21 protein-coding genes are annotated in these 24,877 nt (G+C 41.3%); 12 read left to right on the top strand and 9 right to left on the bottom strand.

Features of this window, described 5'->3' with window-relative positions; genetic code table 11:
• The first annotated feature begins 46 nt into the window (after window positions 1–46).
• The 5 genes from CXF81_RS03935 to glpG all read left to right on the top strand — a co-directional run bounded on the left by CXF81_RS03935 (window position 47) and on the right by glpG (window position 4,754).
• The gene (locus tag CXF81_RS03935) at window positions 47–1,093 is read left to right on the top strand and encodes a glycosyltransferase family 9 protein (protein ID WP_101180077.1); all 1,047 of its coding nucleotides are present in this window, start codon (window positions 47–49) and stop codon (window positions 1,091–1,093) included.
• Window positions 1,094–1,188: 95 nt separating this feature from the next.
• Complete coding sequence (locus tag CXF81_RS03940; protein ID WP_101180078.1) at window positions 1,189–2,382, top strand: glycine C-acetyltransferase; 1,194 nt, start codon at window positions 1,189–1,191, stop codon at window positions 2,380–2,382.
• A gap of 35 nt (window positions 2,383–2,417) precedes the next feature.
• Window positions 2,418–3,446, top strand: coding sequence for an L-threonine 3-dehydrogenase (gene tdh / locus CXF81_RS03945; protein ID WP_101180131.1), 1,029 nt, complete (start codon window positions 2,418–2,420; stop codon window positions 3,444–3,446).
• 4 nt (window positions 3,447–3,450) lie between these two features.
• Window positions 3,451–3,789: a thiosulfate sulfurtransferase GlpE gene (gene glpE / locus CXF81_RS03950; protein ID WP_101180079.1), complete on the top strand. Its 339-nt coding sequence runs from the start codon at window positions 3,451–3,453 to the stop codon at window positions 3,787–3,789.
• The gene (gene glpG / locus CXF81_RS03955; protein ID WP_101180080.1) at window positions 3,786–4,754 is read left to right on the top strand and encodes a rhomboid family intramembrane serine protease GlpG; all 969 of its coding nucleotides are present in this window, start codon (window positions 3,786–3,788) and stop codon (window positions 4,752–4,754) included. Before glpE ends, glpG begins: the two co-directional genes overlap by 4 nt.
• On the opposite strand, the gene CXF81_RS03960 is transcribed toward glpG, so the two are convergent.
• Window positions 4,751–5,158 carry a flagellar basal body-associated protein FliL gene (locus CXF81_RS03960; RefSeq protein ID WP_101180132.1) on the bottom strand — a complete coding sequence of 136 codons (408 nt, stop codon included), beginning with the start codon at window positions 5,156–5,158 and terminating at the stop codon, window positions 4,751–4,753. The two genes, glpG and CXF81_RS03960, sit on opposite strands and share 4 nt — an antisense overlap.
• 67 nt (window positions 5,159–5,225) lie before the next feature.
• Here CXF81_RS03960 and CXF81_RS03965 point away from each other — a divergent pair, with 67 nt between their 5' ends.
• Together CXF81_RS03965 and ubiA are read left to right on the top strand one after the other, a co-directional pair.
• Window positions 5,226–5,918: a chorismate lyase gene (locus CXF81_RS03965; protein ID WP_101180081.1), complete on the top strand. Its 693-nt coding sequence runs from the start codon at window positions 5,226–5,228 to the stop codon at window positions 5,916–5,918.
• A complete protein-coding gene (ubiA, locus tag CXF81_RS03970) occupies window positions 5,915–6,781 on the top strand; it encodes a 4-hydroxybenzoate octaprenyltransferase (protein ID WP_369828631.1) in 867 nt (288 codons plus the stop codon). Before CXF81_RS03965 ends, ubiA begins: the two co-directional genes overlap by 4 nt.
• A gap of 51 nt (window positions 6,782–6,832) precedes the next feature.
• Here the strand turns inward: ubiA and CXF81_RS03975 are convergent, their stop codons facing one another.
• Complete coding sequence (locus CXF81_RS03975) at window positions 6,833–7,078, bottom strand: accessory factor UbiK family protein (protein ID WP_101180082.1); 246 nt, start codon at window positions 7,076–7,078, stop codon at window positions 6,833–6,835.
• A gap of 124 nt (window positions 7,079–7,202) precedes the next feature.
• Between CXF81_RS03975 and rep the strand changes: the two genes are divergently transcribed.
• Window positions 7,203–9,209, top strand: coding sequence for a DNA helicase Rep (gene rep, locus CXF81_RS03980; protein WP_101180083.1), 2,007 nt, complete (start codon window positions 7,203–7,205; stop codon window positions 9,207–9,209).
• A 12-nt stretch (window positions 9,210–9,221) separates the two neighbouring features.
• On the opposite strand, the gene CXF81_RS03985 is transcribed toward rep, so the two are convergent.
• From CXF81_RS03985 to CXF81_RS04000, 4 genes are all read right to left on the bottom strand, one after another.
• A complete protein-coding gene (locus tag CXF81_RS03985) occupies window positions 9,222–11,828 on the bottom strand; it encodes an EAL domain-containing protein (RefSeq protein WP_101180084.1) in 2,607 nt (868 codons plus the stop codon).
• Window positions 11,829–11,902: 74 nt separating this feature from the next.
• Window positions 11,903–12,298, bottom strand: a complete 396-nt coding sequence (locus CXF81_RS03990) for a cytochrome c5 family protein (RefSeq protein ID WP_101180085.1) — start codon at window positions 12,296–12,298, stop codon at window positions 11,903–11,905.
• Window positions 12,299–12,463: 165 nt separating this feature from the next.
• Window positions 12,464–14,191, bottom strand: coding sequence for an SWIM zinc finger domain-containing protein (locus CXF81_RS03995; protein WP_101180086.1), 1,728 nt, complete (start codon window positions 14,189–14,191; stop codon window positions 12,464–12,466).
• Between the two features lie 520 nt (window positions 14,192–14,711).
• On the bottom strand, window positions 14,712–16,043 hold the full coding sequence (locus CXF81_RS04000; RefSeq protein ID WP_101180087.1) for an NCS2 family permease: 1,332 nt from the start codon (window positions 16,041–16,043) through the stop codon (window positions 14,712–14,714).
• A 348-nt stretch (window positions 16,044–16,391) separates the two neighbouring features.
• On the opposite strand from CXF81_RS04000, the gene CXF81_RS04005 reads away from it, so the two are divergent.
• From CXF81_RS04005 to CXF81_RS04020, 4 genes are all read left to right on the top strand, one after another.
• Window positions 16,392–17,441, top strand: a complete 1,050-nt coding sequence (locus CXF81_RS04005) for an adenosine deaminase (RefSeq protein ID WP_101180088.1) — start codon at window positions 16,392–16,394, stop codon at window positions 17,439–17,441.
• A complete protein-coding gene (locus CXF81_RS04010) occupies window positions 17,434–18,447 on the top strand; it encodes a 5'-methylthioadenosine/S-adenosylhomocysteine nucleosidase (RefSeq protein ID WP_101180089.1) in 1,014 nt (337 codons plus the stop codon). Before CXF81_RS04005 ends, CXF81_RS04010 begins: the two co-directional genes overlap by 8 nt.
• Window positions 18,448–18,689: 242 nt before the next feature.
• The gene (locus CXF81_RS04015) at window positions 18,690–19,067 is read left to right on the top strand and encodes a hypothetical protein (protein ID WP_232771772.1); all 378 of its coding nucleotides are present in this window, start codon (window positions 18,690–18,692) and stop codon (window positions 19,065–19,067) included.
• 352 nt (window positions 19,068–19,419) lie between these two features.
• The gene (locus CXF81_RS04020; RefSeq protein WP_101180090.1) at window positions 19,420–20,598 is read left to right on the top strand and encodes a LysM peptidoglycan-binding domain-containing protein; all 1,179 of its coding nucleotides are present in this window, start codon (window positions 19,420–19,422) and stop codon (window positions 20,596–20,598) included.
• On the opposite strand, the gene CXF81_RS04025 is transcribed toward CXF81_RS04020, so the two are convergent.
• The 3 genes from CXF81_RS04025 to CXF81_RS04035 are packed head-to-tail and all read right to left on the bottom strand — an operon-like array spanning window position 20,585 to window position 24,668.
• Window positions 20,585–21,511: a tetratricopeptide repeat protein gene (locus CXF81_RS04025; RefSeq protein WP_101180091.1), complete on the bottom strand. Its 927-nt coding sequence runs from the start codon at window positions 21,509–21,511 to the stop codon at window positions 20,585–20,587. The two genes, CXF81_RS04020 and CXF81_RS04025, sit on opposite strands and share 14 nt — an antisense overlap.
• Window positions 21,508–22,485, bottom strand: coding sequence for a polysaccharide deacetylase family protein (locus CXF81_RS04030; RefSeq protein ID WP_101180092.1), 978 nt, complete (start codon window positions 22,483–22,485; stop codon window positions 21,508–21,510). Before CXF81_RS04030 ends, CXF81_RS04025 begins: the two co-directional genes overlap by 4 nt.
• Entirely contained in the window at window positions 22,482–24,668 is a 2,187-nt protein-coding gene (locus tag CXF81_RS04035) for a protein kinase (RefSeq protein ID WP_101180093.1), read from the bottom strand. Before CXF81_RS04035 ends, CXF81_RS04030 begins: the two co-directional genes overlap by 4 nt.
• Window positions 24,669–24,877: the final 209 nt, after the last annotated feature.

The following is a 24,877-nucleotide window of genomic DNA, read 5'->3' on the forward strand; positions in this document are numbered from 1 at the left end:
TGCTGTAACATACCAAAATTCATGTAGTTAGCACAACGGTATTCATTTGAGCCAAGCTTTTCAACTTTGTATCTTACGTTTGTCAGCAATCGGCGATGTATGTCATGCCGTTGCGATGGTGACACGCATTCGTCAACATCGGCCAGACATTAAAATTACCTGGATCATCGGTAAAATAGAGCATCAACTACTGCGAGGTATGTTGGGTGTTGACTTTATTGTATATGACAAAAAAGCCGGCAAAAAAGCCAAACAGGAGGTAAGGCAAGCGCTCGCGGGGCGGACCTTTGATGCTATGTTTGTAATGCAGGTGGCTTTACGTGCTAACTTACTATCCACAGTGGTGAAGGCAAAGCGCCGAATAGGTTTTGACTGGAAGCGCAGTAAAGAAGGTCACTGGTGGTTTACTAATGAACGTATTGAAGCACAAAAATATGCACACGTTCTTGAAGGCTTCATGGGATTTGCCGATAAGTTAGGCATTCCTAAAGACCCTGATCCGCAATGGGATATGCCGCTCGATAAAACGGATTGGGAGTGGGCTCAAAAGCAAACCGCTGCGCTAGGGAAATATGCGGTCATTAGTCCCGCTGCATCTAAGGCTGAACGAAATTGGACTGTTCAGGGTTATGTAGCGGTAGCCCAAAATTTAATAGAAAAAGGTTATAAAGTTGTACTTTGTGGTGGCCCTGGTCCCGTAGATTTTGAGATTTCAGTTAAAATATTACAAACGCCAAATATTATTGCACTGAATTTGGTAGGTCAAACAAGTTTGAAACAAATGTTAGCCGTGCTGGCTGATGCAGCATTGGTATTAGCGCCGGATACCGGGCCTGCTCATATGGCGACGACGATGGGCACACCCGTTGTTGGCTTGTATGCGCATAGTAACTTCAGGCGCACAGGGCCCTATTTATCGCAAGGGCTGGTGGCATCAGTGTACGATGTTCAAATAAAAAGCCAAAAAGGCAAAAACTGGGCTCATCTTCCTTGGGGGATAAGGGCCAAGGGTAAAGATTTAATGACGTATCTACTGGTCCTAACAGTATTGAAAAAAGTTGATCAAGCCCTAAGTGAACTGGACACTGAGTAAACAATACTGGACAATACGCAGGTCGAAAATTCACTTATAAAGCGCTGGGTTGCAATAGGCCCTATGTAAACGCTTTCACCCACTGAGGGTTCATCATGTCGCAAGGTTTCATCTCACACATTCAAGCTCAATTAGACGCCGCTAAAAACGATGGTTTGTACAAAAAAGAGCGTATTATTACGTCACAGCAAAGCGCAGATATTACAGTAGCTGGTGACGATCACGTCATTAACTTTTGTGCGAATAACTATTTAGGTCTCGCCAATCACCCTGATTTGATTGCGGCGGCTAAACAAGGTCTCGATTCCCACGGGTTTGGTGTGGCATCGGTTCGCTTTATTTGTGGCACCCAAGATATTCATAAGCAGCTAGAAAAAAAAATTAGCGAGTTTGTGGGCACAGAAGACACTATTTTGTATCCTTCTTGTTTTGATGCCAACGGTGGTTTATTCGAAACCGTACTGGATGCTGAAGATGCGATTATTTCTGATGCATTGAATCATGCAAGTATTATTGATGGCGTGCGTTTGAGCAAAGCAAAACGTTATCGCTATGCAAGCAACGATATGCAAGCTCTGGAAGAACAACTAAAGCAGGCAAGCGCTGATGGTGTCAGATTCAAACTGATTGCCACTGACGGTGTTTTTTCTATGGATGGGGTTATTGCTAACCTGAAAGGTATTTGTGATTTAGCTGACAAATACGATGCTATGGTGATGGTTGATGATTGTCACGCAACGGGCTTTGTAGGTGAAGACGGTCGTGGTAGTCATGAGTATTGTGATGTCATGGGCCGAGTCGATATTATTACGGGTACCTTAGGTAAAGCCTTGGGCGGGGCTTCAGGTGGCTACACGTCAGGGAAAAAAGAAGTTGTTGACTGGCTGCGCCAACGTTCTAGACCTTATCTGTTCTCTAATTCAGTCGCGCCTCCGATTGTAGCGGCGTCATTGAAAGTATTCGATATGCTGGCAGATGGCAAAGGCCTTCGCGATGCGTTAATTCGTAACTCTGTGCACTTTAGAACACGCATGGAAAAGGCAGGTTTTACTTTGTCAGGCAAAGACCATGCAATTATTCCCGTCATGCTAGGTGACGCTAAACTTGCCAGCGATATGGCAGACAAAATGTTAGCGCGCGGTATTTACGTCGTGGGTTTCTCGTTTCCTGTTGTACCTAAAGGTGGTGCTCGTATTCGCACGCAAATGTCTGCAGCGCACAGCATTGCGCATATCGATAAAGCGGTTGATGCCTTTATTGAGGTCGGTAAAGAGTTAGGAGTAATTTAATGAATTCACCATTAAAAGGGGCACAAGCAAAACAAATGAAGGCGTTGGCTAAGCTACACAGAGAACCCGGTATTTGGCTGACCGATAATCCGGTGCCCGAAATGGGGCCGAATGATTTGATGATAAAGATTCGTAAAACGGCCATTTGCGGTACTGATATGCACATTTTCAATTGGGATGAATGGTCTCAGCAGACTATTCCGGTTCCCATGATTGTGGGCCACGAATATGTCGGTGAAGTGGTTGAAATAGGACAAGAAGTCGCTGGCTTTACAAAAGGTGACCGGGTTTCAGGCGAAGGACACATTACATGCGGACACTGCAGAAATTGCCGAGCTGGTCGCAGACACTTGTGCCGTAACACCACGGGCGTTGGTGTCAATAGACAGGGCGCTTTTGCCGAGTACCTTGTGATACCGGCGTTTAATGCATTTAAGATCCCAGCTAATATTAGCGACGACATGGCCGCTATTTTCGACCCCTTTGGGAATGCTGTACACACTGCGCTGTCGTTTGATTTAGTCGGTGAAGATGTGTTAATTACTGGTGCAGGACCTATTGGCATAATGGCTGCAGCTGTGGCTAAGCATGCCGGGGCTCGCTTCGTTGTTATCACTGATGTCAATGATTATCGACTCGACCTGGCCAAAAAGATGGGGGCAACACGGGTAGTCAATGTTGCTTCTGAAAACTTAAACGATGTAATGAATGAATTAGGTATGACCGAAGGTTTCGATATTGGTTTAGAAATGTCAGGTGTTCCTTCTGCATTTCGCGACATGCTGGATAAAATGAACCACGGTGGAAAGATAGCAATGTTAGGAATTCCACCGCAGAGTGTTGCTGTTGACTGGAACACGGTTATTTTCAAAGGCTTAACCATTAAAGGTGTGTATGGTCGCGAAATGTTCGAGACTTGGTATAAAATGGTAAGTTTGCTGCAAAGTGGCTTGGACTTAAGTCCGATGATTACTCATCAATTCAGTATTAATGATTTCGCCAAAGGTTTTGAAGTGATGGGTTCAGGGCAAAGCGGTAAAGTCTTACTTGACTGGCAAGGATAAATAAATGCAACAGTTTGAACATATTTCAATACAAGATACCAAAGCAAAACTAGATATAGATGCTGCGAAAATTGTCGATATTCGCGATGACCAGTCATTTGAGCAAGCCCATATTCCTGGCGCATTCCATCTGACTAATGGCAGTATTCAGCGTTTTATGGATGCAAATGACTTTGATACGCCAGTTATTGTGGTTTGTTATCATGGGCACAGTAGCCAGCAAGCGGCGGCATATATACTGCAACAAGGCTTTGAGACAGTCTATAGCATGGACGGTGGTTTCGAAGGTTGGCGAACTCAATTCCCGTCGCAGTCAAGCGATGTCCAAGGTAGTGATTCTTGAGTGATTTAGGTAAGCATGGCACGCCGATACTGGCTTTTTCTGATAAAAAGCCGGCGCGATTACTTGCCGATTATCTCACTAGTTGTAACATTGATGTTCGTATTGGCAAAGGAAAGCCTGCGGTACCCGAACATGACACTGCAGACGTCAACCAAGAGTCGGTTGACAAGAGACATGATCCAAATGAAACGTCACATTATCAAATTATTGTCCTTAACCCTGATGATGTGCAACAGGCGCTAAAAATTGCCGAAGATTTTGTGACTAATCCAAACCAAGCCAAATATCAGCAAGCGGCTTGGGAGGTAGGGAAATCGGTTGCTGGACCAAAAGACTTACCGCAACGCGCAAGGGCTAAAAATGCCGGATTACCTGTTTGGCTGCAAGACCTAAAGTCCACACCGTTTATGTCATTGGTACTTGCTATCTGTCTCGGTGTTTTCTTACTTAGTTATCTCGGCGCGTCCAATGTCATTTATCAGAATCTAACAATTCGCAGTATAGATGAACTTTTACAAAGCCAACAATGGTGGCGTTTATTTACCCCTGCCTTCCTGCATTTTGGTGCTATCCACATCATTTTCAACTTAATTTGGTGGTGGCTCTTAGGCTCACAGTTAGAACGTGCTTTTGGTAGCGTATCGCTCGCCGTTATATTTGCAATTGCTGCGATAAGTTCGAACATTGCGCAACTGCTTGTCTCAGGCCCTAATTTTGGTGGCTTATCTGGGGTCGTTTACGCTTTGTTTGGCTATGTCTGGTGGATAGGCTTGCTTCGCCCGCAATGGGGTATGGGCTTACCCAATAATTTGGTGTATTTCTTACTGGGTTGGTTAGTACTCGGTTATTTTGATGTACTGTGGGTCAACATGGCAAACGAGGCACATTTGTTCGGCTTAATTTCAGGTTGCTTAATGGCGTTGGCAACACATCAATTAGCCGGAAATCGTCGCCCTAGAAACTAGCCACCTTGGCGTAAATATTTGGTGAAAATGATGTTTTCAATGACATTTTCACCGGTCTCGCGCTTCATAATATCTTTAAATCTTTGTAATACTATTCTGCGTATATCTTCGCGCCCAGTCAAGGAGCGTATTTTGTCTTCAGGTTGCGCTCCCAATACTTCTATTGCGGTTGCTCTTAGCAATGGCATATGGTGTTCCACGTCAATTATTTTGGCTGGATCCGCTACCATCATTTCAATAGTCACGCGCACATAACCAAGCTTTTTTGAGTTATCGCCAGCATAGTTGGTAACGATATCGGGCTCCAAGGCAACATAAGCATAGTTTCGCTGTTGCGCATGCACCAGTTCAGGTGTCGTTAACAGCCCTATTGCGAGGGTGAGCAGTGCCATGCCTTTGCACATTGAACAAACATATCTATGCTTTTTAGTCTGCACACGCTGAGTTTCATATAGTTTACGCAAAATTTTCATGTTAGTGCCTCTGGTAAAGTACAATACGGATGCAGATATAATCTTTGCTGTGTTAGACTTATTATATCGGATTAAACTCAGTTTTCTAAATCACTTGTTGCAAATAAATCAATTTCCCTTGGGTATTCACGCAGCTTGGAAGAGTGCGTCGCAATACAATATTCCTAATCAGCACTTGGCTGACTGGTTACTTCATACCGGCTCTCTGACAGAGCGCTTGCAGGCGCTCACTAATAAATTTGAAGTCAAGGTATTGGGGCAGGCTACAATAGATGCCGATCAAAGCGAGCAAGCCGCGTTAGTAGACTACCACAAGCATCGATGGCAAATACGAGAGGTTATCCTATACGGTGATGGCAAGCCATGGGTTTTTGCTCGCAGTGTGCTGCCTGAACATTTATGTAAAACGACCTGGGCAACGTTAGGTAATCAACCTCTTGGCCAGCGAATTTTCAACGACAATAAGTTTGTGCGTAGCGAATTTGTCATTACGCAATTGGATAATAATCCAATTGCGGGCCTTGCTATTGATCCGCCATCACCCGCTGCAATTAATGCATTGTGGGGTAGGCGCTCTGCATTCAAGATTGAGGATTGGCATCTACTAGTGGCTGAAGTCTTTTTACCTGACTGTCCCAGTTACATTAGCGATCCCGCTTTCGGGAAAATCAGCAATGTGATAGTTAAATGATGCAGTTGCGTTGGCAAAACAGGAATGCTTACTGGCGTTTAATGCGGGCCGATAAACCGATCGGCACCTATTTATTATTATGGCCAACGGTTTGGGGCTTGCTGTGGGCCGCAAATGGACTGCCGCCATGGCATATCACTGTTATTTTTATTTTAGGCGTTTTCCTTATGCGGTCTGCCGGTTGCGTTATTAACGACTATGCTGACCGCAACGTTGATGGTGCAGTCAAAAGAACACAAGCGAGGCCGATTGTTTCTGGTGAAGTAAAACCCAAAGAAGCATTGCAACTGTTTTATCTGCTAGTCGTTCTGGCTTTTGTTTTGGTTTTATTTCTCAATGCAAACACTATTATACTGTCACTGGGTGCCTTATTTCTCGCCAGCCTCTATCCGTTTATGAAACGCTACACACATTTGCCACAGGTAGTATTAGGCGCTGCTTTTAGTTGGGCTATTCCGATGGCTTTTATGGCCATTACTGGAGAATTACCGGCATGGCTTTGGCTCATCTATCTAGCTAACTTAACTTGGACGGTGTCGTATGATACAGCGTATGCGATGGTCGATCGAGAAGACGACATACGCATTGGGGTAAAGTCCAGCGCCATCTTATTTGGCCGTTTTGACGTCGCCGTTATTGTATTCTTAAATGCGGTAACGTTGATTTTGTTGGCATACGTTGGCTGGATTACCCATCTGCACTTGAGCTTTTTTGTTGGCTTAATGTTCGCTGCAGTGATGTTTATATATCAGTTTGGGCTAATAAAAACGCGCCGAAGAGACGCGTGTTTTGCTGCCTTTTTGCATAACCATTGGGTTGGTTTGGTCATCGCATTTGGCTTACTGCTTGGCCTACTGATATAGCAAACTTGGTCAACAATTCTTTTATGAGGTATTGCTCATTAGTTTAGTAGTTTATTCTGGTCCAGACTCTAATGCTGCAATACGCGCTTCCATTGCTTCCATTTTTTCTCTAGTACGAATAAGCACTTGGTTTTGAACGTCAAATTCTTCGCGCGTTACTAAATCAAGCTTCGACAATTGGGCTTGCAGCACTTGCTTTACTTTACCTTCCGCTTCACCTGCCATTGTTTTCACACCGGCGGGTATCGCATTACTGATATTTTTAGCAATTTCTTCTAATTTCTTGGGATCTAGCATTGTTTGTCCTTGGCTTCACGTTCAGGTTGTGATTGTATCCCGAAATGAAAAAGAAAAAAGCGTTATTAACTGCTCATTTGTTATAATTCGTTTCTTTGCAACCTTTTCCCCTTGAGAACTCTAAATGCGCTTAAATGATGCCCAACAAGAAGCCGTCGAATATGTATCAGGTCCCTGCTTGGTGCTCGCAGGGGCGGGCAGCGGGAAAACCCGTGTTATTACTAATAAAATTGCTTATTTAGTGCGTGAATGTGGTTACAAAGCAAGACAAATTGCGGCGGTTACCTTTACCAATAAAGCCGCTCGAGAGATGAAGGAGCGTGTTGCACAAACGCTAGGCAAAGCAGAAGCACGTGGTTTAAAAGTATCAACTTTTCACACACTTGGACTCAGTATTATCAAGAAGCATGTCTTACAGTTAGGCTATAAAGCGGGCTTTTCACTATTTGATGATAAAGATTCAATGAGCCTGCTACGCGACCTTACCGAAGCAGAATATGATGGTGATAAAGACTTACTGTCAGCATTGCAGTCGACGATTTCAAATTGGAAAAACGATCTGATCCTACCTCAGGCTGCATTAAAAATGGCCCGTGGCGACAGTGAAATTGAGCAAGCAAACTACTACGTGGAATATGCCTCAAACCTCAAAGCATATAATGCTCTGGACTTCGACGACCTTATTTTGTTACCCACGCTATTGCTGAAAACCAATGAAGCGGTGCGTAACAAATGGCAGAGTATGCTCAAATACCTGCTGGTGGATGAGTATCAGGATACCAACACCAGTCAATATGAATTAGTTCGAATATTGGTCGGTCAGCGAGCCAGATTCACGGTGGTGGGTGATGACGACCAATCTATTTATTCATGGCGAGGTGCAAGGCCGCAAAACTTAGTTTTGCTACAAAAGGACTTTCCAAGTCTTCGTCTGATTAAGTTGGAGCAAAACTACCGTTCATCAGGACGGATATTGCACAACGCTAATATTCTGATCCAAAATAACCCGCATGTTTATGAAAAGCGTCTATTTAGCGAATTGCCGTATGGTCAAAAGCTCAAAGTCGTGGTCGCTAAAAATGAAGAACACGAAGCTGAAAAAGTAATCGCTGAACTAATGGCGCATCGCTTTATGAACAACACGGGCTATGGCGACTACGCTATTTTGTACAGAGGAAATCATCAATCTCGCTTGTTTGAAAAAGTATTAATGACAAACCGGATCCCTTACAAAATAAGTGGTGGAACGTCATTTTTTGGGCGCACCGAAGTTAAAGATGTTATGGCCTACTTACGTTTACTGGTTAATCAAGATGATGACAATGCATTGCTTAGAGTCATCAATACACCTTCTCGAGGTATTGGACGTGCAACTCTAGAAAAAGTGGGGCACTTTTCAAACGCCAATAGAACGGGCTTATTTGAGGCTTGTTGTCACGATGGTCTGAATAGCATATTAGGTGCAAAAGCCTACCAATCGGTCGACCAGTTTTCACGCTGGGTAGTTGAAGCCGCCGACAACGCAAAGCGTGGCGATACCGTTGCCGTATTACGCGATTTCATCAAAGCCATGGGCTATGAAGAGTGGTTGTATGAGCAAAGTACCAGTCCTAAGGCGGCGGAAATGGGAATGGCAAATGTCAGTACGTTATTTGCTTGGGTTGACAAGATGCTAAAGGGCGACGATTTAGAGCCACCAATGACCTTACAAGAAATTGTGAATCGATTAATTTTGCGGGATATGATGGAGCGAGGTGAAGATGACACTGAAGCCGATCAGGTGCAATTGATGACACTGCATTCATCCAAGGGGCTGGAATTCCCTTATGTCTTCATGGTCGGCATGGAGGAGGGAATGCTGCCACATAAAAGTAGTATTGAAGAGGATAATATTGATGAAGAACGTCGTTTAGCATATGTCGGCATTACACGTGCTCAAAAAGAGCTGGTGTTTAGCATCGCCAGAGAGCGTCGTCAATTTGGTGAAGTTATTCAGCCTGAACCGTCTCGTTTCCTCTATGAATTGCCGCAGGACGATATTGAATGGGAGTTTCAAAAGAAAAAAGCAACGCCCGAAGAGAGAAAAGAAAAAGGCACTAAAGGGATAGCCAATTTACGAGACCTGCTATAAGTTTAATGCGGGTCAGCTATCATCATCCACAAAGTCGAGTAATATCGTGCTACCTAATATATCACCTTGGCCGTATTCGCAGCCCAAGCCCTTTAAACTCTCCAGCTTACTTTTACTTGAAACGCCTTCGGCAATAACAATTAGACCCACTTTTTCCGCGACTAAAATAACCGATTCAATGAAGCGTAAATTCTTCTCGGAGCGCGTAAAAGATTGAATAAACCGTTCATCAATTTTGACAAAATCAAATGGGTACGAGAACAAATAATTTAATGACGCGGTGCCGCTACCAAAGTTATCTAAAATTAAACCAAAACCGTGGCGCTTTAACTTCTTTATAGACGGCAATATATATTGTGAACGATTGCTCAGCGCACTTTCTGAAAACTCCAGTAGCAATTTTTCAGTGTCAAATGCGCTTTCCTTTACATTTGCAATGAGCTCGTCCACGAGGTCTTTTTTCATTAGGTGTTCAACTGATAAACTGACGCCAATGCGCTGACCTGCGTGTTCAGCATCATTATGCCATTGGCCTAGTAAACCAATAGCGCCATCTAACAAGAATTGATTTAATTCCAGTGTCAAACCACATTGTTCAGCGATTTGCCAAAATTGCTCGCGGTTTATTTTGCCAAACGACTCATTGTGCCATTGTAGTGTGCATTCAAAATACAGTACTGATTCATCTTCAAGCTTAACAACGGGCTGCAATATGCAATCGAAACCTTTCTCTCTTAACGTTCTACGGAATTCTGATTCTAACTGAATATCTCCAAGTAGTTTTTCGCGCATGCTTTTATCAAAAGTTACATAGCGTCCCCGACCCAGACTTTTAGCATGATACATAGCTGCATCAGCGTCTCGTAAAACTTCATCGGCTGACATATAGTTGTCATCAAGATGCGTAATACCGATGCTCGCACCGCTGAACATTTCCTTACCGTCTAGCATAAATGGGATGGACACAGAGTTGATAACACGGGAGGCTACTTCTTCAACTGCTTTAATATCTTCGAAGTTGTCTAATAGAATAACGAATTCGTCACCGCCCAAACGAGCTAATAAATCGTGGCCACGTTTACATAATAAAATACGTTGGCTAACTTCGACTAAAAACTCATCTCCTGCATGATGGCCTAAGGTGTCGTTAATCACCTTAAATCGGTCTAAGTCGATAAACAACACCGCAAATTTATTTTCGGTGTGGCGCTTTTTGTTAGCAATGGCGAGCTCTAGGCGACTATTAAACATAACACGATTAGGTAAATCGGTAAGCGCGTCATGATGTGCGTCATGAATTAGTTTTAACTCAATTTCTTTACGCTGTTCTATCTGTTTTTTCAGATATTCGTTAGTTTGGTTAAGCTCTTCGGTTCGTTCCTGTACCTTGTTCGTCAATTGCAGGTTATATTCCTTGAGTGCTTCAGCGCTTCTTCTACGTTCCATTGCTACAGCAATATGATGAGATACAAAGCGTAAAATTTCTAAATCTTTTTGTGTATACTTTTCAAGCTTACCGTAGGTTTGTACCGCAATGACGCCTTGCACTTCACCGTCTATGATTAATGGTGCACCCAACCAAGAGTTATTATGCTCCATCATATTCTGCGCTACAGTGACGTCAACTTCACCTTCTTCGACCAAGGACAAAATTTTTGAATTGTCGATCAATGAAGCTTCCCCGTGACGAATAATATATTCGGTTAAACCTAAACCTAATGGTCGCTCATCAACAGAGTCATGTAATTCATCACTAAGATATGGGAAGGTAAGTTTATCTTTGTCTTTGGTTAACACGGCAACAAAACAATTTGGTGCGCTGATTAAGCGAGCCAGGACTTCATGCAATTTTGAATAAAAACGAGGAATATCATCATCCAGAGAAACTGACAATTCAGATATTTCAAATAGCGCGGTTTGCAGTGATTCAATCTTTTGGCGTTCGAGAATTTCTTCTTGTAAATCGTCATTGATACTGCGTAACTGCTTAGTGCGATCACGAATGGTTCGTTCAGTCACTTCGCGGCTTTTAACTCGATCAACGGTTGTTACAATGTGTTGTGAGATAAATGAGAGAACTTCGAAATCGTCTGGACTATAGCGCACATCGTCATTATAGCTCTGCACTACCATGGCGCCAATTACCTCAGCATTACGCTTTAAAGGCACACCAATAAGGTCGACCGGAGGCGTTCCCAACATCTGAATACCGGTTTGTTCTAAAACAGATTCAGTATTTTCTTTGGTTATCACCAAGCTTTTCCCATTTTTGAGAATATAACCAGTGATGCCATCCATAATACGCTCATATGGAACTAACGAAATTACTTCTTCATCTAGTTCATCCACGAAGTAAGCAAAATCGACGTTTTTATCGGTGGGGTCGAAAAAAGCAACATAGAAGTTGTCTGCATTCATAAAATCGCTAACAATGCCATGAACTGCTTTATAAAGACGATCAAGACTACTCACTGAACTCGCTAATTCACTGATCTCAAAAAGTGCCTTCTGAATTTTTTCAGCGCGCTTATACTTGTCGGTGAGATTCTGAAGCTGTGGAATTAGCTCGCGCAATTCTTGTTCAGAAAGCTCACCTATAACGGTATCATCTTTATTCATTTAAACAAAAACCCTTGGTAACCCTTTACCTACAACTTTCTCAGGTAAACGTTTTCCATGTAATCTACAAAGAATTAAATCCCTTCGATCATATAATTTATTGCTGTTTTTATATCGTCGTCGGAACAGTCACCACAGGCTCCCATTGCTGGCATTGCGTTAATACCGACAAGCGCATTTTTCCAAACTTGGTCAAAGCCTTTCTCATCTAAACGTGGCTGCCATTCAGCCGCAACTTGTGACTTAGGAGCACCTAAAACACCTGCTGCATGGCACGCAACACATGCGCCATTATATATTTGTTCACCGGTACGAGGACCCGCTGCAACTGCCGGTGCTGCGCCTGCAATATGAACATTACCGCTAGGTTTAATCCGTTGGGCAATATCATCATCTGTCATGTCTTGTGCGTTTGCACTGACGAAAAATAACGCGGATATGAGAAGACTTACTAATACTCTGAATTTCACTACTTTCTCCTGCAATTTGTGTTAGCTCACAACAACTTAGCCTGATTATAAACATTAGTCAGGGGTAAACAACTATTAGTTGCACTATCCCTGTGGGTATTTATCGAAAAAAGTTCTTTGCTGTGTACTTATCGGTTAACAAATGGTTTTTGTTAATATTTTGAATTACAAGCCAAACTGACCCTGCAGCAATGCAATAAATTTTCGTTTTTGCTTAAAATCAAAAATCAATTCACTGATTAAAAAGTCAAAGGATTGATGCTGCTTTTTACTCTTTAACGCAGACTTTAGTTCTTTTAGTAACGTAATCGCAGTTTCATAACCTTGTGTATCGGTATTTTTTGGATATGTCCTGATAAGCCTGCGATACAAGACAAAACCTAAGTCTGGTTGCATTTCTATGCCTAACTTCGAAATTTTATGCAGCAATGGATTCGACAAAATTACGTCTTGGGCTTCAGCTATCGCGATATCTTTTTTGCCGCATGCCAGATACAGTTCAAATAAAGTATCTTGATTGTCGGTATCATCTAAGCGCCCAATCAATAGCGCTTGAGCTTTTTCAAACCAATGTTGAACATCGGCTTCACTCTTATTATCTGAGGCCTCAAGCAAACTAAGCACAGCTTGGAAATCGTTTACTTCTAACGAACGTTCATATGCTGACCAATGTAAGTCCAGCGAAGCGTCGATATCCTCTACCTGCTCTTGCGTATTAGCGCTCAGCGTCAGCAGCTTACTTTCTTGCCTATAATTGAGTGTATGACTTTCGATCTCCGCAATGTATTTTCTAGCTACATCCTTGCAGCCTAATGAAACGCATAACTCAGCTAATTCTATATACTCAGTCAGATTAGTAGCCAACTTATGCTTACATTCAATAAGCTTAAGTTTGTTTTCAGTTGACACTTCTGGACCGCTCTCTGCGTAGTATAGAGCGAGATCAGTCAGTATTAGTATATGCGTATCGTCTACCGTTTTGTCGATTTGGATCGAGCTAGTATCTGTTTGTTCAAATTGGCATTCGAGATTAACTAGCTTCTCAATGAACAATTCGATTAACTCAGGGTATTTTTGTACGAATCTCTTATAAATTGATGGCAAAGAAAAGTTAGAAAATGGCTGATGATAAAGTGACATTAAAAAGCTCACCTTACGCTGAGGCGTCCAATTCAATTCACTAGTGAAGGTTGCGAAAGCCTGCACCAGGGTCACTTCAACTTTGAGTCGATAGCCTTTGTCATCTTTAATTTTCCCAAGCGCTTTGTTATATCTCAGTAAGGCAGTTTGGGTAAGTTCAAACGCGGGATCAGTTGGTAATTTATGTAATATTGAAATTAGCCGGTTAAACTTTTCTATTGCGGTCTCAAAGTAGGTTTTTACTCTGTTTTGACGCCACACTTCTCGCAGAGGGAGCGCTTTATTAATAATATCTATTAACGCTTTTTTATTTATTTTTCCATTGCGAACATCGGCAAACAGAACCCATTGTTCGGTTTTATCAATGTCGCTAGTAATTTGTTTTAATAGCGTTGCTTTTGCTTCCGCTTCGGACATGCTTTCAATATATCCAGTGATCCGCTGAATTTCATCACCTTCTTGCAAAACTTCTAGTTCGGCTTCACGCGAAATGTCGGTGAGCGCGACAGCAACACAATGTTTGCAAAAGTCGAACCCTTCAGAATCAGAACAATTGCAACTTCCTTCGTACTGGCCCTCTACGATAGAAAGTTTCACAGTGAACTCCTGAATTTCTTGAACTATAGCTGTCACTATTAACTGATTTCTAGTGAAGCGATGGACTGCTTCTTGAAAATACAGCATCTCTCCTTTGTCGAAAGTGCGTCTTCCGGCAAGTTTTTGTAACTGTAAAATTGGATTACTATCTGGCATAGGGTATTTTGTTTACGCTCAAAGGTTAAACTACGGATTAATAAGGTAGCGAAAAAATAGCTAAAGTGCTAAACACGCTCGTTGTTCACTCATACCCATTGTATAAACCTCGTGGCTTATAGAATGACATACAAAAGCTTTTAAAATTCGAAAGCGCGGATCAAGTAAAAAGCACGATCAACTGAATATTATATAACAGTTTGTACACAATGAAAATGGATCTACAGCAGATGCATGAAAAGTAGAGGCATGACTCGCTCGTAAGCCTCTATTTAATTGCCGTTTATATTAAGCAAGATATTTTTTGAGAAAAGCCGTCCCTTACTGCCGAGATAACTCAGCGTCAGCTAGGCCATAATGACGTGTTGGATCAGGTCGGTGCACGCTCGATATTTCATGCAATAATGGCCTTTAAATCCTATCTAGCTTAGGTATTGAGAACGACTAAGCCAACACATATGACCACAAACTCGGGGCCTTAAAATGCTATGTAAACAGTCCAACCAGCTTATGCTGAGGACTATTTCAGATCGAGTATATATCGAAGCAAAAATACTGCTGCCATAAAATAGGTAATCAGGCTCACCTTTTTAAATTCACCGGTGCCGACCTTAATTCCAACATAAGTGATGAAACCCAAAGCAATTCCTTCGCTGATGCTAAAGGTTAGCGGCATTGCCATCAACGCAATGGAAGCGGTAGCTACACTAGCCAAGTCCGAAAAATCGAGTTCTTTAATCGAATCCATCATAAAAATACCCACCATAACTAGTGCAGGTGTTGTGGCCATAATAGGAATGACCAGCATAAGTGGCGACAAAAACAAGGCAAGTAAAAAACAAATAGCCACTACAACCGCCGTTAATCCTGTACGCCCGCCAGCAGAGACGCCTGCCGCAGATTCAACATAACTGGTCACCGGTGATGTACCAAACGCTGCGCCAACCACACTAGATGCGGCATCGGCCGTCATAGCATGGCCCATTTTGGGGAGTTTACCGTTGCTGTCTACTAGCTTTGCGCGTTTAGATACACCAATGAGAGTGCCAATAGTATCAAACATATTGACAAACATAAGGGCAAAAATTAAGTCCCAAGTTGTTGCAAAATTAACGATGGGATAACGTAAATCCATGGCAAAAAAGGTATCAGAGATAGGCGCTGGAAGCCCCACAATACCGTCGGGCATGGCTGTTAAATAGCCACCTTCAATGGGAACGAACAGACCAATGACAGTCAATGTTGCAATGGATATTAAGATAGCCCCAGTGACTTTTTTAATTACCAATACAATAGTGAAAATAATGCCTAGGAAAGCCAGTAATATTTCAGGCTGCGACAAGTCACCCAGACCGACAAAAGTTGCCTGATTGTCTATAATGAGCTCTGCATTTTTTAAACCGATAAAGGCAATAAATAAACCAATACCGCATTGCACACCGATCTTGAGCGCGGCGGGAATGGCATCTGCAATTTTTTGTCGTAAGCCAGACAGTGTTAGTAATAAAAATAATATGCCGTTGTAAAAAACAATGCCCAAGGCCGCTTCCCAAGGAATTTCGCGCGTTAAACAAATAGTGAAAGCAAAAAACGCATTGAGACCCATACCCGGCGCAAGCGCGATAGGATAGTTTGTTAGCCATGCCATTAGTAAGGTGCCAACACACGCGGCTAATGCAGTCACTGTAATTAATCCGGCGACTGGCATACCGCTTAGGCCCAAAATGCTGGGATTGACGATAAGAATGTAGGACATGGCAGCAAAGGTGGTTAAGCCGGCAATAATCTCAGTTTTTACGGTTGTTGCATGTTGGCTGAGGGAAAAGGTTTTATCTAAAAAACGAGTGATCATTGGCTTTCCTTATTGTTTTTATTTCGCCATTTTGTCACGCTGCCGTGGCTAAGCTCTTTATTAGAATGCTGTTTATCGCAATACTACCAGCAATGAGCAAGGCAATCCCGACTGCGTTAGTATTACTGACTATTTGTTTTATTAGAAGGCTTGATTAATATCTATATGACTGACAAGACTGCACATTTCATAAAAAAAGTAAGAATTTGAGTAATTAGTCAAAAAATGATTATCAAAAGGCTATCTTACTTAGTATTGTGCATGCGCATCAGAATGAAACGATTCGGTAAGTGAATTAAATTCAAACCTTGTCGGCAGCAACATTGGTTTTCGACAGGAATACAAATAATGAGCACTGAAAGCAAAATGAGCAAACTCAAGCAACTAATTCAACAGTTGCCGAAAGCAGAACTGCATGTGCACATTGAGGGTACATTAGAGCCCGAATTAATGTGGCGCCTAGCACAAAAACATCATATTACGCTGCCATTTTTAAACGTTGAAGCCATTCAAAATGCATATCAGTTCAACAACCTACAAAGTTTCCTTGACCTGTATTATCAGGGCGCGGAGGTGTTGCGCGACGAAGACGATTTCTTCGAGCTGATGTGGGCTTATTTAGGCAAATGTCACCAACAAAATATTGTGCATACTGAAATTATGTTTGACCCGCAAACGCATACTCAAAGAGGCATTCCTTACGACGTTTTTATGCCTGGGTTTGCAAGAGCAATTGAGAAAGCTAAAACAGAACTTGGTATTTCTGTTTACTTGATCTTGTCATTCTTAAGGCACTTAAGTGAAGACAAAGCTATTCAAACCCTACAACAAGCGCAGCCCTATTATTCAATGATTAAGGCCGTTGGCTTAGACAGTGCTGAATTGCATAATCCGCCGTCAAAGTTTCAACGCGTATTTGCACAGGCTGCATTATTGGGCTTTAAGTTAGTTGCTCATGCGGGAGAAGAGGGTCCACCCGAATACATATGGGAAGCGATTAATTCACTCAAAGTAGACCGCCTTGATCACGGCGTTCGCAGCGTCGAAGACCCTAAATTAATGGCCTATTTGAAGCAACATCAGGTGCCACTGACGGTATGCCCGCTGAGCAATTTAAAACTCTGTGTTATTAACGATATGAGCGAGCACAATATCATTGAACTGTTAAATGAGGGTTTGCGGGTAATGGTAAATTCCGATGACCCGTCGTATTTTGGTGGCTATTTAAATGAAAATTTCTATGCCTTAGTCGACACACTTGGTTTGACAGAGGAGAATACTGTAAGGCTCATCAGCAATAGCATTAGCGCCAGTTTTTTACCCGATAATGACAAGCAAGAATGGCTAATGCGCATTCAACATTTGACACAAATTTCAAGGATGACTAAGCATGCGTAAACTTGTCTTACTCACTCTGATTATAATGTTACCTGCATTATATAGTGTTGCATCGGCCGAACAGAAGTATGGCCCTCGTGAATTCGCCGATAGCGATAAATGGACGGCTATTGTTGCTGCATATGAACCTGAAATTAACGCAATTGATGGTGCCTTTGACAAAATCGAAAGCGCAAAAATCGATGAAACGATCATTATCAAAGGTGTTAAATATCAACTAGGGACGTACAAAGGCCAACGAGTGATTATTTTTACCACAGGCATTAGTGTCGTCAATGCAGCACTGACGATACAAATGGCCCTTGATTATTTTCCCATTGACACGGTTGTCATGATGGGTATTGCTGGCGCTGTTAACCCTATTTTTGAACCCGGAGATATCGCTATTCCTGAACGTTGGTATTATCATGACGAGTCAGTTTATGTTAATCCAGATCCTCAAAATGAAGGTGCATATGTGCTTCCTGGTTATTATGAAGCGGCTTCAAATCGTCACAAGGAACGAGCAAAAATCGACGCTAACGCGCCTAAATATAAGAATTTTGGTTATCAGTTTCCAAGAGAAGTTGCGATCGTCAAAGAGGGGATCGCAAGCCCACAAAAAATGCCCTATTTTACGGTTTCCGACAATTTATTAGCGCTTGCTAAAAAAGCCCTAATGAATGTCGATACAATCAAAATGCCTTCTGGTAAACCAATCAAAATAAGTATCGGTGGCAATGGTGTAACTGGGTCAGTGTTTGTTGACAGTGCTAAGTATCGAATGTGGTTACAAGATGTCTTTAACGCGCAAGTAACGGAAATGGAATCGGCTGCTGTTGGTCAAGTTTGTTTTATAAACAACGTCGATTGGATTGTTATTCGTTCGGTTAGTGATTTAGCCGGTGGCCAAAAAGGCCAGAATGACGAAAACGTATTTAATGCCATTGCATCCGGCACGGGTACCAAGTTAATGATGGCTTTATTGGATGAGATCGTTAGCGCAAAAGCAAAAGACATAAAATAAGACTGGAAAATCCAGTTTAAATCTTTAGACACACGGTCTATTATCGATGACAACGACAAATTGTCGGATAACAATGCACCCGTAGCTCAGCTGGATAGAGTATCGGCCTCCGAAGGCTGGGGTCGAAATGCAGAACTATTATCCGCTTTAGGGCACATTGCGTTTAACGTAAATGACACACAGTTAGCATAAAAAAGTCAGAAGGCGAACAATAACACGCGCTAAAGTTCTAAAAGCAGAATATGGAAAATCATGGTGTACATTCTCTAAGTCCGACTGAAACGTCAGCCATATTTGAGCTAGTCACATTAGGTGACTCTAGTGGTATTCAAGATGGCAACCTTGGTGCTTTTTTATTCAGAGCTTCATCAGAACCTCGCTATATCGTATTAGATGCTTATACTTTTGTTAACGGCATCGATGTATCGTTGACAAACAATGCTTTTAAAGACTTAGAGCTTAACGAAGATAAAAAGTTATATCTCACGGGCAACATTCTGCATCATCACATCAAAGGTTATCTAATTAACCATGGTCGCCCATACCATGTTGCGGGTCTGTTGATTACAGCGTCAGACGACAGTAATCAACCTATTTATGCATTTAAGTCAGTTAACTAAACCATGAGGGATAACCACTTCAATTGGAAGGCTTAGCCGAACTTCACCACTAGCGGGAGGGAAGTGGCTGCCTTTTTTAAACAAATACCAAGTAATCGACTTAGTAACTCAAAGAGTTAATGATAGAAGTATCATTTGATAATCAACAACCCGAGCATCAACTTTATATTTGCAAAAAAGAGGCAAAAAATCGTATCGTGTTTGGAATAAGTGTCTTATTTTCAATATTTTATTAAAAAATGAAATAATTCAGATGGAAAGGCAAGCTACCGTATTACATTTGTATTAGACTGCTATATATCGAAAAATGTGGGGTGTCGGCCACCGTTTATTTTATTTTCAGGGGTTATAAATGATTAGTTATATGGATAATAAATTAAAATTATCAGCTACCTTTTTAGTGGCTGGGCTAATTTTATCAGGATGTGGTGCAACAGGTGGGGATAGTTCGGTTGGAAACGCAGCTCCACCTACTATAAATAAACAAATGTTCACTGCCGAAGTAGGATTGACAGCCAGACAGCGTTTTAGCAGCGCTTTAGAGAAGCTAGAGAACGGTGAAGAAGGGCCAGCATTAGCAGAACTAGAGGCCTATTTGATCGAAGTGCCTAGCAGCAATAGTGCGAGAAGTTTGGTTGAACAAATTTCGACTGACTCAAGTCAATACTTTCCTTCTGAGCATTTTAACGTTAACTTAACATCTGGAGTCAGCCTTTCTACACTAGCAAAAAAGTATTTGGGTTCACCATTAAAGTTTTATGCTTTAGCTAAATACAATAATATTTCCAATCCCAGTCGCGTTAACATCGGACAAGAAATCAAAATACCCTTGACACAACTTGCACAGGCTCAACGTGATAAAGATAACTCCTTAGAGCTTGAGACATTAGCAGAAACAAATGAGCAGTCTTTTGATGAGTTAGCCATGAGAGAAAAATCCAGTGATGCACTGGATGATACATCCGATTCAGTTGACTTGCCCGAAAATGTTTCCGTGTTAGCAGACGTTATTCCAATTGCGCCTAAGGAAACGGCGGAGTCTATATTAAATGATTTACAAGATTTGATTCAGAACAATGATTTTACAGTTGCTATTGAAAAACTAACGCGGCTGAAGACATTTGGTCAGTTCAATACGTTAGGAAGAGAGTTGGCAATAGCAGCGTATACCGGACGTGCAAAAGAAATTGCTGAAACAGACAATCTGCTAGCAGCAACATACTATGCTCAAGTAGGGCAGCTAAAATTGCTAGAAGAGGAGACATTCGCAGCCTTTGAAAACTTTAGAATGGCTACCGATCTTGATGAGAACAATGACCAAGCTATGGAAGAAATGCTTGTGCTGCAGAAAGAAATTGCTGATAAGTACCACAGAGAGGCATCATCAGCTTTTCGCCGTCAAGAACTAGACCTAGCTATCGAAAAATGGGACATGGTGTTAACGGTCAATCCTAATCATTCAAGTGCAAAATTATATAGAGTTCAAGCTTTAGAACTAAAAGAAAAACTAGATAATATTAATCAGAATTAGCGTTTAGTTTTTTAATTTTCATCAAATTATGCCTAATCTTGATGGCTCGCTGCATTAGTTGGCGAGCCTTTGTATTATTTGGCTGATACTTAAGAGAAAGCTCGAAGTATTCAATAGCCTTATCTAAATTAGTTTTAAATGCCTTATTCGCTAAATTGAAATACCTGTTTGCAATTGACTCTGAGAGTATATCTATATTTTTTTGTGTTACAGGTAATTTTTTATTATCAAGAGCGGCGATATTTATCGCTTGTTGGTAGTATCCAATGGCTTCTTCCGGTTTTTTTTGTTGCTGCTGGCTCTCCCCCAATTTGGTATACGCTAATATACGATAATTGTTTGGCTGCCTATGTCTCGGATAATACCCCTCGAATTTATCCGCTAATTGTAATAACCTTTTATATTCTTTATCTTGTATGAGCTTGTCACCCTGCTCAAGATACTGTGTTAGTTGGATTGAACTTTTGGCCTCTTCTTGGGACTCGATAAAATATTTCTTAATGTTTGCCGTTTTTGAACTGGCCTCTTCAATTGCAAATTGCCACTCAAACTTTCTTAACTCTTGCATCGCAATTTCGTTACTTGGCTCTAAGGCTAATATCTTCAAGTAGACTATTCGTTCTAATTTTTGGTTACCTGCTTTTTTAGCTTTGTCCAATATGCCAAGTTGCTCAATAATACGATCTGATATTAAAAATTCAAGTCGACGAATATGGTCATTGACGATCTGTTCTTTAGGATAGGCTATGTGTAAAACTTTCCATTGCGTCAACGCTTCTGCGAGGCGCTGCTGATTTTCTAATGATTGAGCAACAGGACCACGTTGTTCTAATAAAGCACTGTTATCTACAAAACTTGTGCTGCAAGAAAAACAAAGAATAATAGCGGTACCATAGATTATTTTCTTTATCATTTTAGGTCTACCTGACTAAAAGTGTCTAAACTTTTTTTGAACGTATTTAGACTATCTCCTCCATATATCATGGTTCGATGCAGCAAAAATGGGGTTGAAAACGAGGGATTACTGCCTTTTTGAACGGTTACTGCCAGCTCGTAATCATTTTGTTCGAGCAGTTCAACAATTTCCAAACTACTATTCCCATATGGATAGGCAAAATGATTAATTGTTTGTTCTATTCTGCTAAACAATATTTTTTCTGCACCTTCAACTTCTATCTTAAGTCGTGCCAGATAGTCTTTGCCTGATTCACCACCTGGCAATGGCGACAAGCTATCATGGGACTTTGAGTGGGATTGAATGTCCACCAAACCTGTTTCACTCAGGAATTTGACATCCCCCCATTTTAGTGCTGATCCAGCCCCTATAAAGTCAGGATAGACGAACATTGTAGACGGAAAGTTATGCTTCTTAAGAATTGGATACGCAACATCAAGATAACTTTTATAACCGTCATCTATGGTTATCACAACAGATTTAATCGGTAACTCTTTCTTACCATTGATGAAACTTCCTAACTCACTCAACGTTAATACTTGGTAGTTATTTGCAGCGAGATAATCCATTTGACTTTCAAATTCTGCACGTGTTACAACCATTTTATTTTGGCTTTCAGAGTCTTCAGTAAATTGGTGATAGCAAAGAATGGGAACACGTTGGTAGCCGTCAACAAAAACACCCGACTGGTTGATAGTCCGCTTGGGTACTGCAATAAAGGTACCTGTAGTTATTGACGTTTCTGGATTGTATCTTTCCAACACCTCAGAATATTTTTTGCTGCCTAAAAACTCTTCGGCTAATGACCCATAAGTGTCATTATCACTTGTCTGTATCACAATAAAATTATCGTTGCTTGCAATCACTTGACGTTGAGTTGAGGCACAACTTGCTAACAAGCATGACAAAATAAGGAGAGGTAAATACTTCAATTTTTTATACCCTCATCGGTCTTGGTATTAGTCCCGCCATTTTCCTCATCGCTAACTTTATCTGTAATATCACTTTCTTCTTTCGCTTTAACTGGCTTTTTACGCAGTTTACGTTTAACAGAAGGCGTTTTAGCTGACGTATCTGCTTTGGTATCTTCAGAGATCTCTAACGGATTGTCTGTTTTAGCTGAGGTATCGGCTGAGCCATACGTATCCTTATTATCAGCAATAAGGTTGGATTTTTTATCAACATTAATCTGACTAGTCGAAATAATAGTTTCATCAGGATTTAAATCTAACTCAGGCTCTGAGTGCGACACTAGAGCCGAAATAGACCCTTCAGGTTGTTCGGCGTCTATATCCTGATTCATTTTACTGGGCTCTATTTCGAGTCCAATCTGACTATTGGTTTTTGAATCTGACTCATCATTAATATTATGTTCGACCTGTGAAGGTAACTTAGATTCTGTTTCTTGATCTGTTACTTCCTTAAAACTTGGCTGCTCAGCTTGTGTAGCCAAATCATCTTGTTTTTCCTTAACGATCTCAGTCTTATCAATTCCTGTTTGCGTTAACTCATCAGTAACTTCCGTATATCTGTCCTGAATTGCTGCAGCCATGTTATTAAAACCATTAAACACTTCGCCTATCTCGTCATTCCGTGTAAGCGATATTCGAGTATCTAAATTGCCTGCTGAAAATTCTTTTAAAGACTGATTTAAAACGTTAAGCGGTCGTGCAATCAAACCACCAAATATAAACATAACGACAGCAACAGAGCTGGTTGTTATTAAGGCTAGGAAAAACATCAGCCAACCTGTAATGCTCTTGACTTCATCTAAGCCATCTTGGGATAAACCTAAAATTATGTGACCCACTTCAGTGCTTTGAAACAGGATAGGTGTTTTAATGTTAAACATTTTTTTGCCATCCGTTGTCTCTGCACTAGTAGTATAAACATCCTCAGTCTTACTGATAAGTTCTGCATTTTCATTTGGCTCATACATGTTGCCTACTAAGCTATTGTCACTGGCTCCTCTAACAACGCCTGCTCGGTCGGTGACAATTAAATAAGAAAATGTATCTCTACTTGCGGCATCACCTATAAACGTTTCTAGGGAGATCCAATCTTCACTGAGCATAGGTATTGCTGTATTAGTAGAAATAAACTTTGCAAAAGAAGAACCAGAGTCCACGGCCTGTTTGGTCATAGCAGCTGACTGGATATTAAATATAATTTTTATACTTATAAAAGACACTAGGCCAACAATAGCGACAACGGACAAGGTCCAACGTATTTTTAAAGGGATATATTTGTGTTTTTTCTGCTCGATTTGTTGGTCATTCAAGGTACTTAATTCTTTGCCTAACGCTTCTGCCAATTTGTTACCCGTCTGAAATCTTTTATCAGGAGATTTTTGCAGTAGCTTTTGTATTATTTGACGCACGCCAGCAGGTATATCCGGACATACGGTTTTTAGGGATTCAGGTTGTTTTTGAGCAATTTGTATCATTAAGGTAGCCATGTTGCTGGCATCAAAAGCTTTATTCCCACTTAGCATTTCGTACATTATGGTGCCTACAGAAAATAGATCTGAACGACCATCAACTGATTCACCTAATGCTTGCTCAGGTGACATATAACGAGGTGTTCCCAATACAGCGCCGACCTGAGTTTTTTGCGACTCTTTATTCTCATTCATCCGCGCAATACCGAAGTCTGCAACCTTAATCGATTCGCCATCAGGCATTACGATAATGTTGTCAGGTTTGATATCACGATGGACAATGCCAGATTTGTGAGCATAATCTAAGGATTTAGCCAATTGTAAAGCTATTATCAGAGTTTGTTTTAGGGGGAGTTTTTTCTTATCTTTAAGCACCTCACCTAAATCACAACCCGCTAAAAGCTCCATCATGATATAAGGGGCATTTTCTAATTTACCCACATCAAAAACTGTCACAATGCCCGAATGAGAAAGTGCTCCAGCGGCTTTTGCTTCCCGTAAAAATCTAGATAAGTATTCTTCATCTACACAATGATCTTCTTTGAGTATTTTAAAGGCCACAGAACGGTCTATTTCGGGATCATAGGCACGATAGACTTTAGCCATTGCGCCTTCACCGATCATCTCCTTTATCTCGTAACGCCCAATCGTCTTGTCCAACATATCTTGTTCCATCAAACTTCCTTGATTTTTTGATTTTTGTTGCAAGAATGGCTTCAATATGTGAGTAAATTCGTGCAGTGCTTATATCTCAGTCTACCTAAAAAAATACCAGCAATCAAAGACATTTATCCCTATACTATCTATAATTAGTGTATTAAAAGTGATAGGGAAATTGACCCGTCTAAAAATAGTAATGTGATTTATAAATCGGCCTCACTGGA

Origin of the sequence: Glaciecola sp. 33A, assembly GCF_002836745.1 — a bacterium.
GTDB lineage: Bacteria > Pseudomonadota > Gammaproteobacteria > Enterobacterales > Alteromonadaceae > Glaciecola.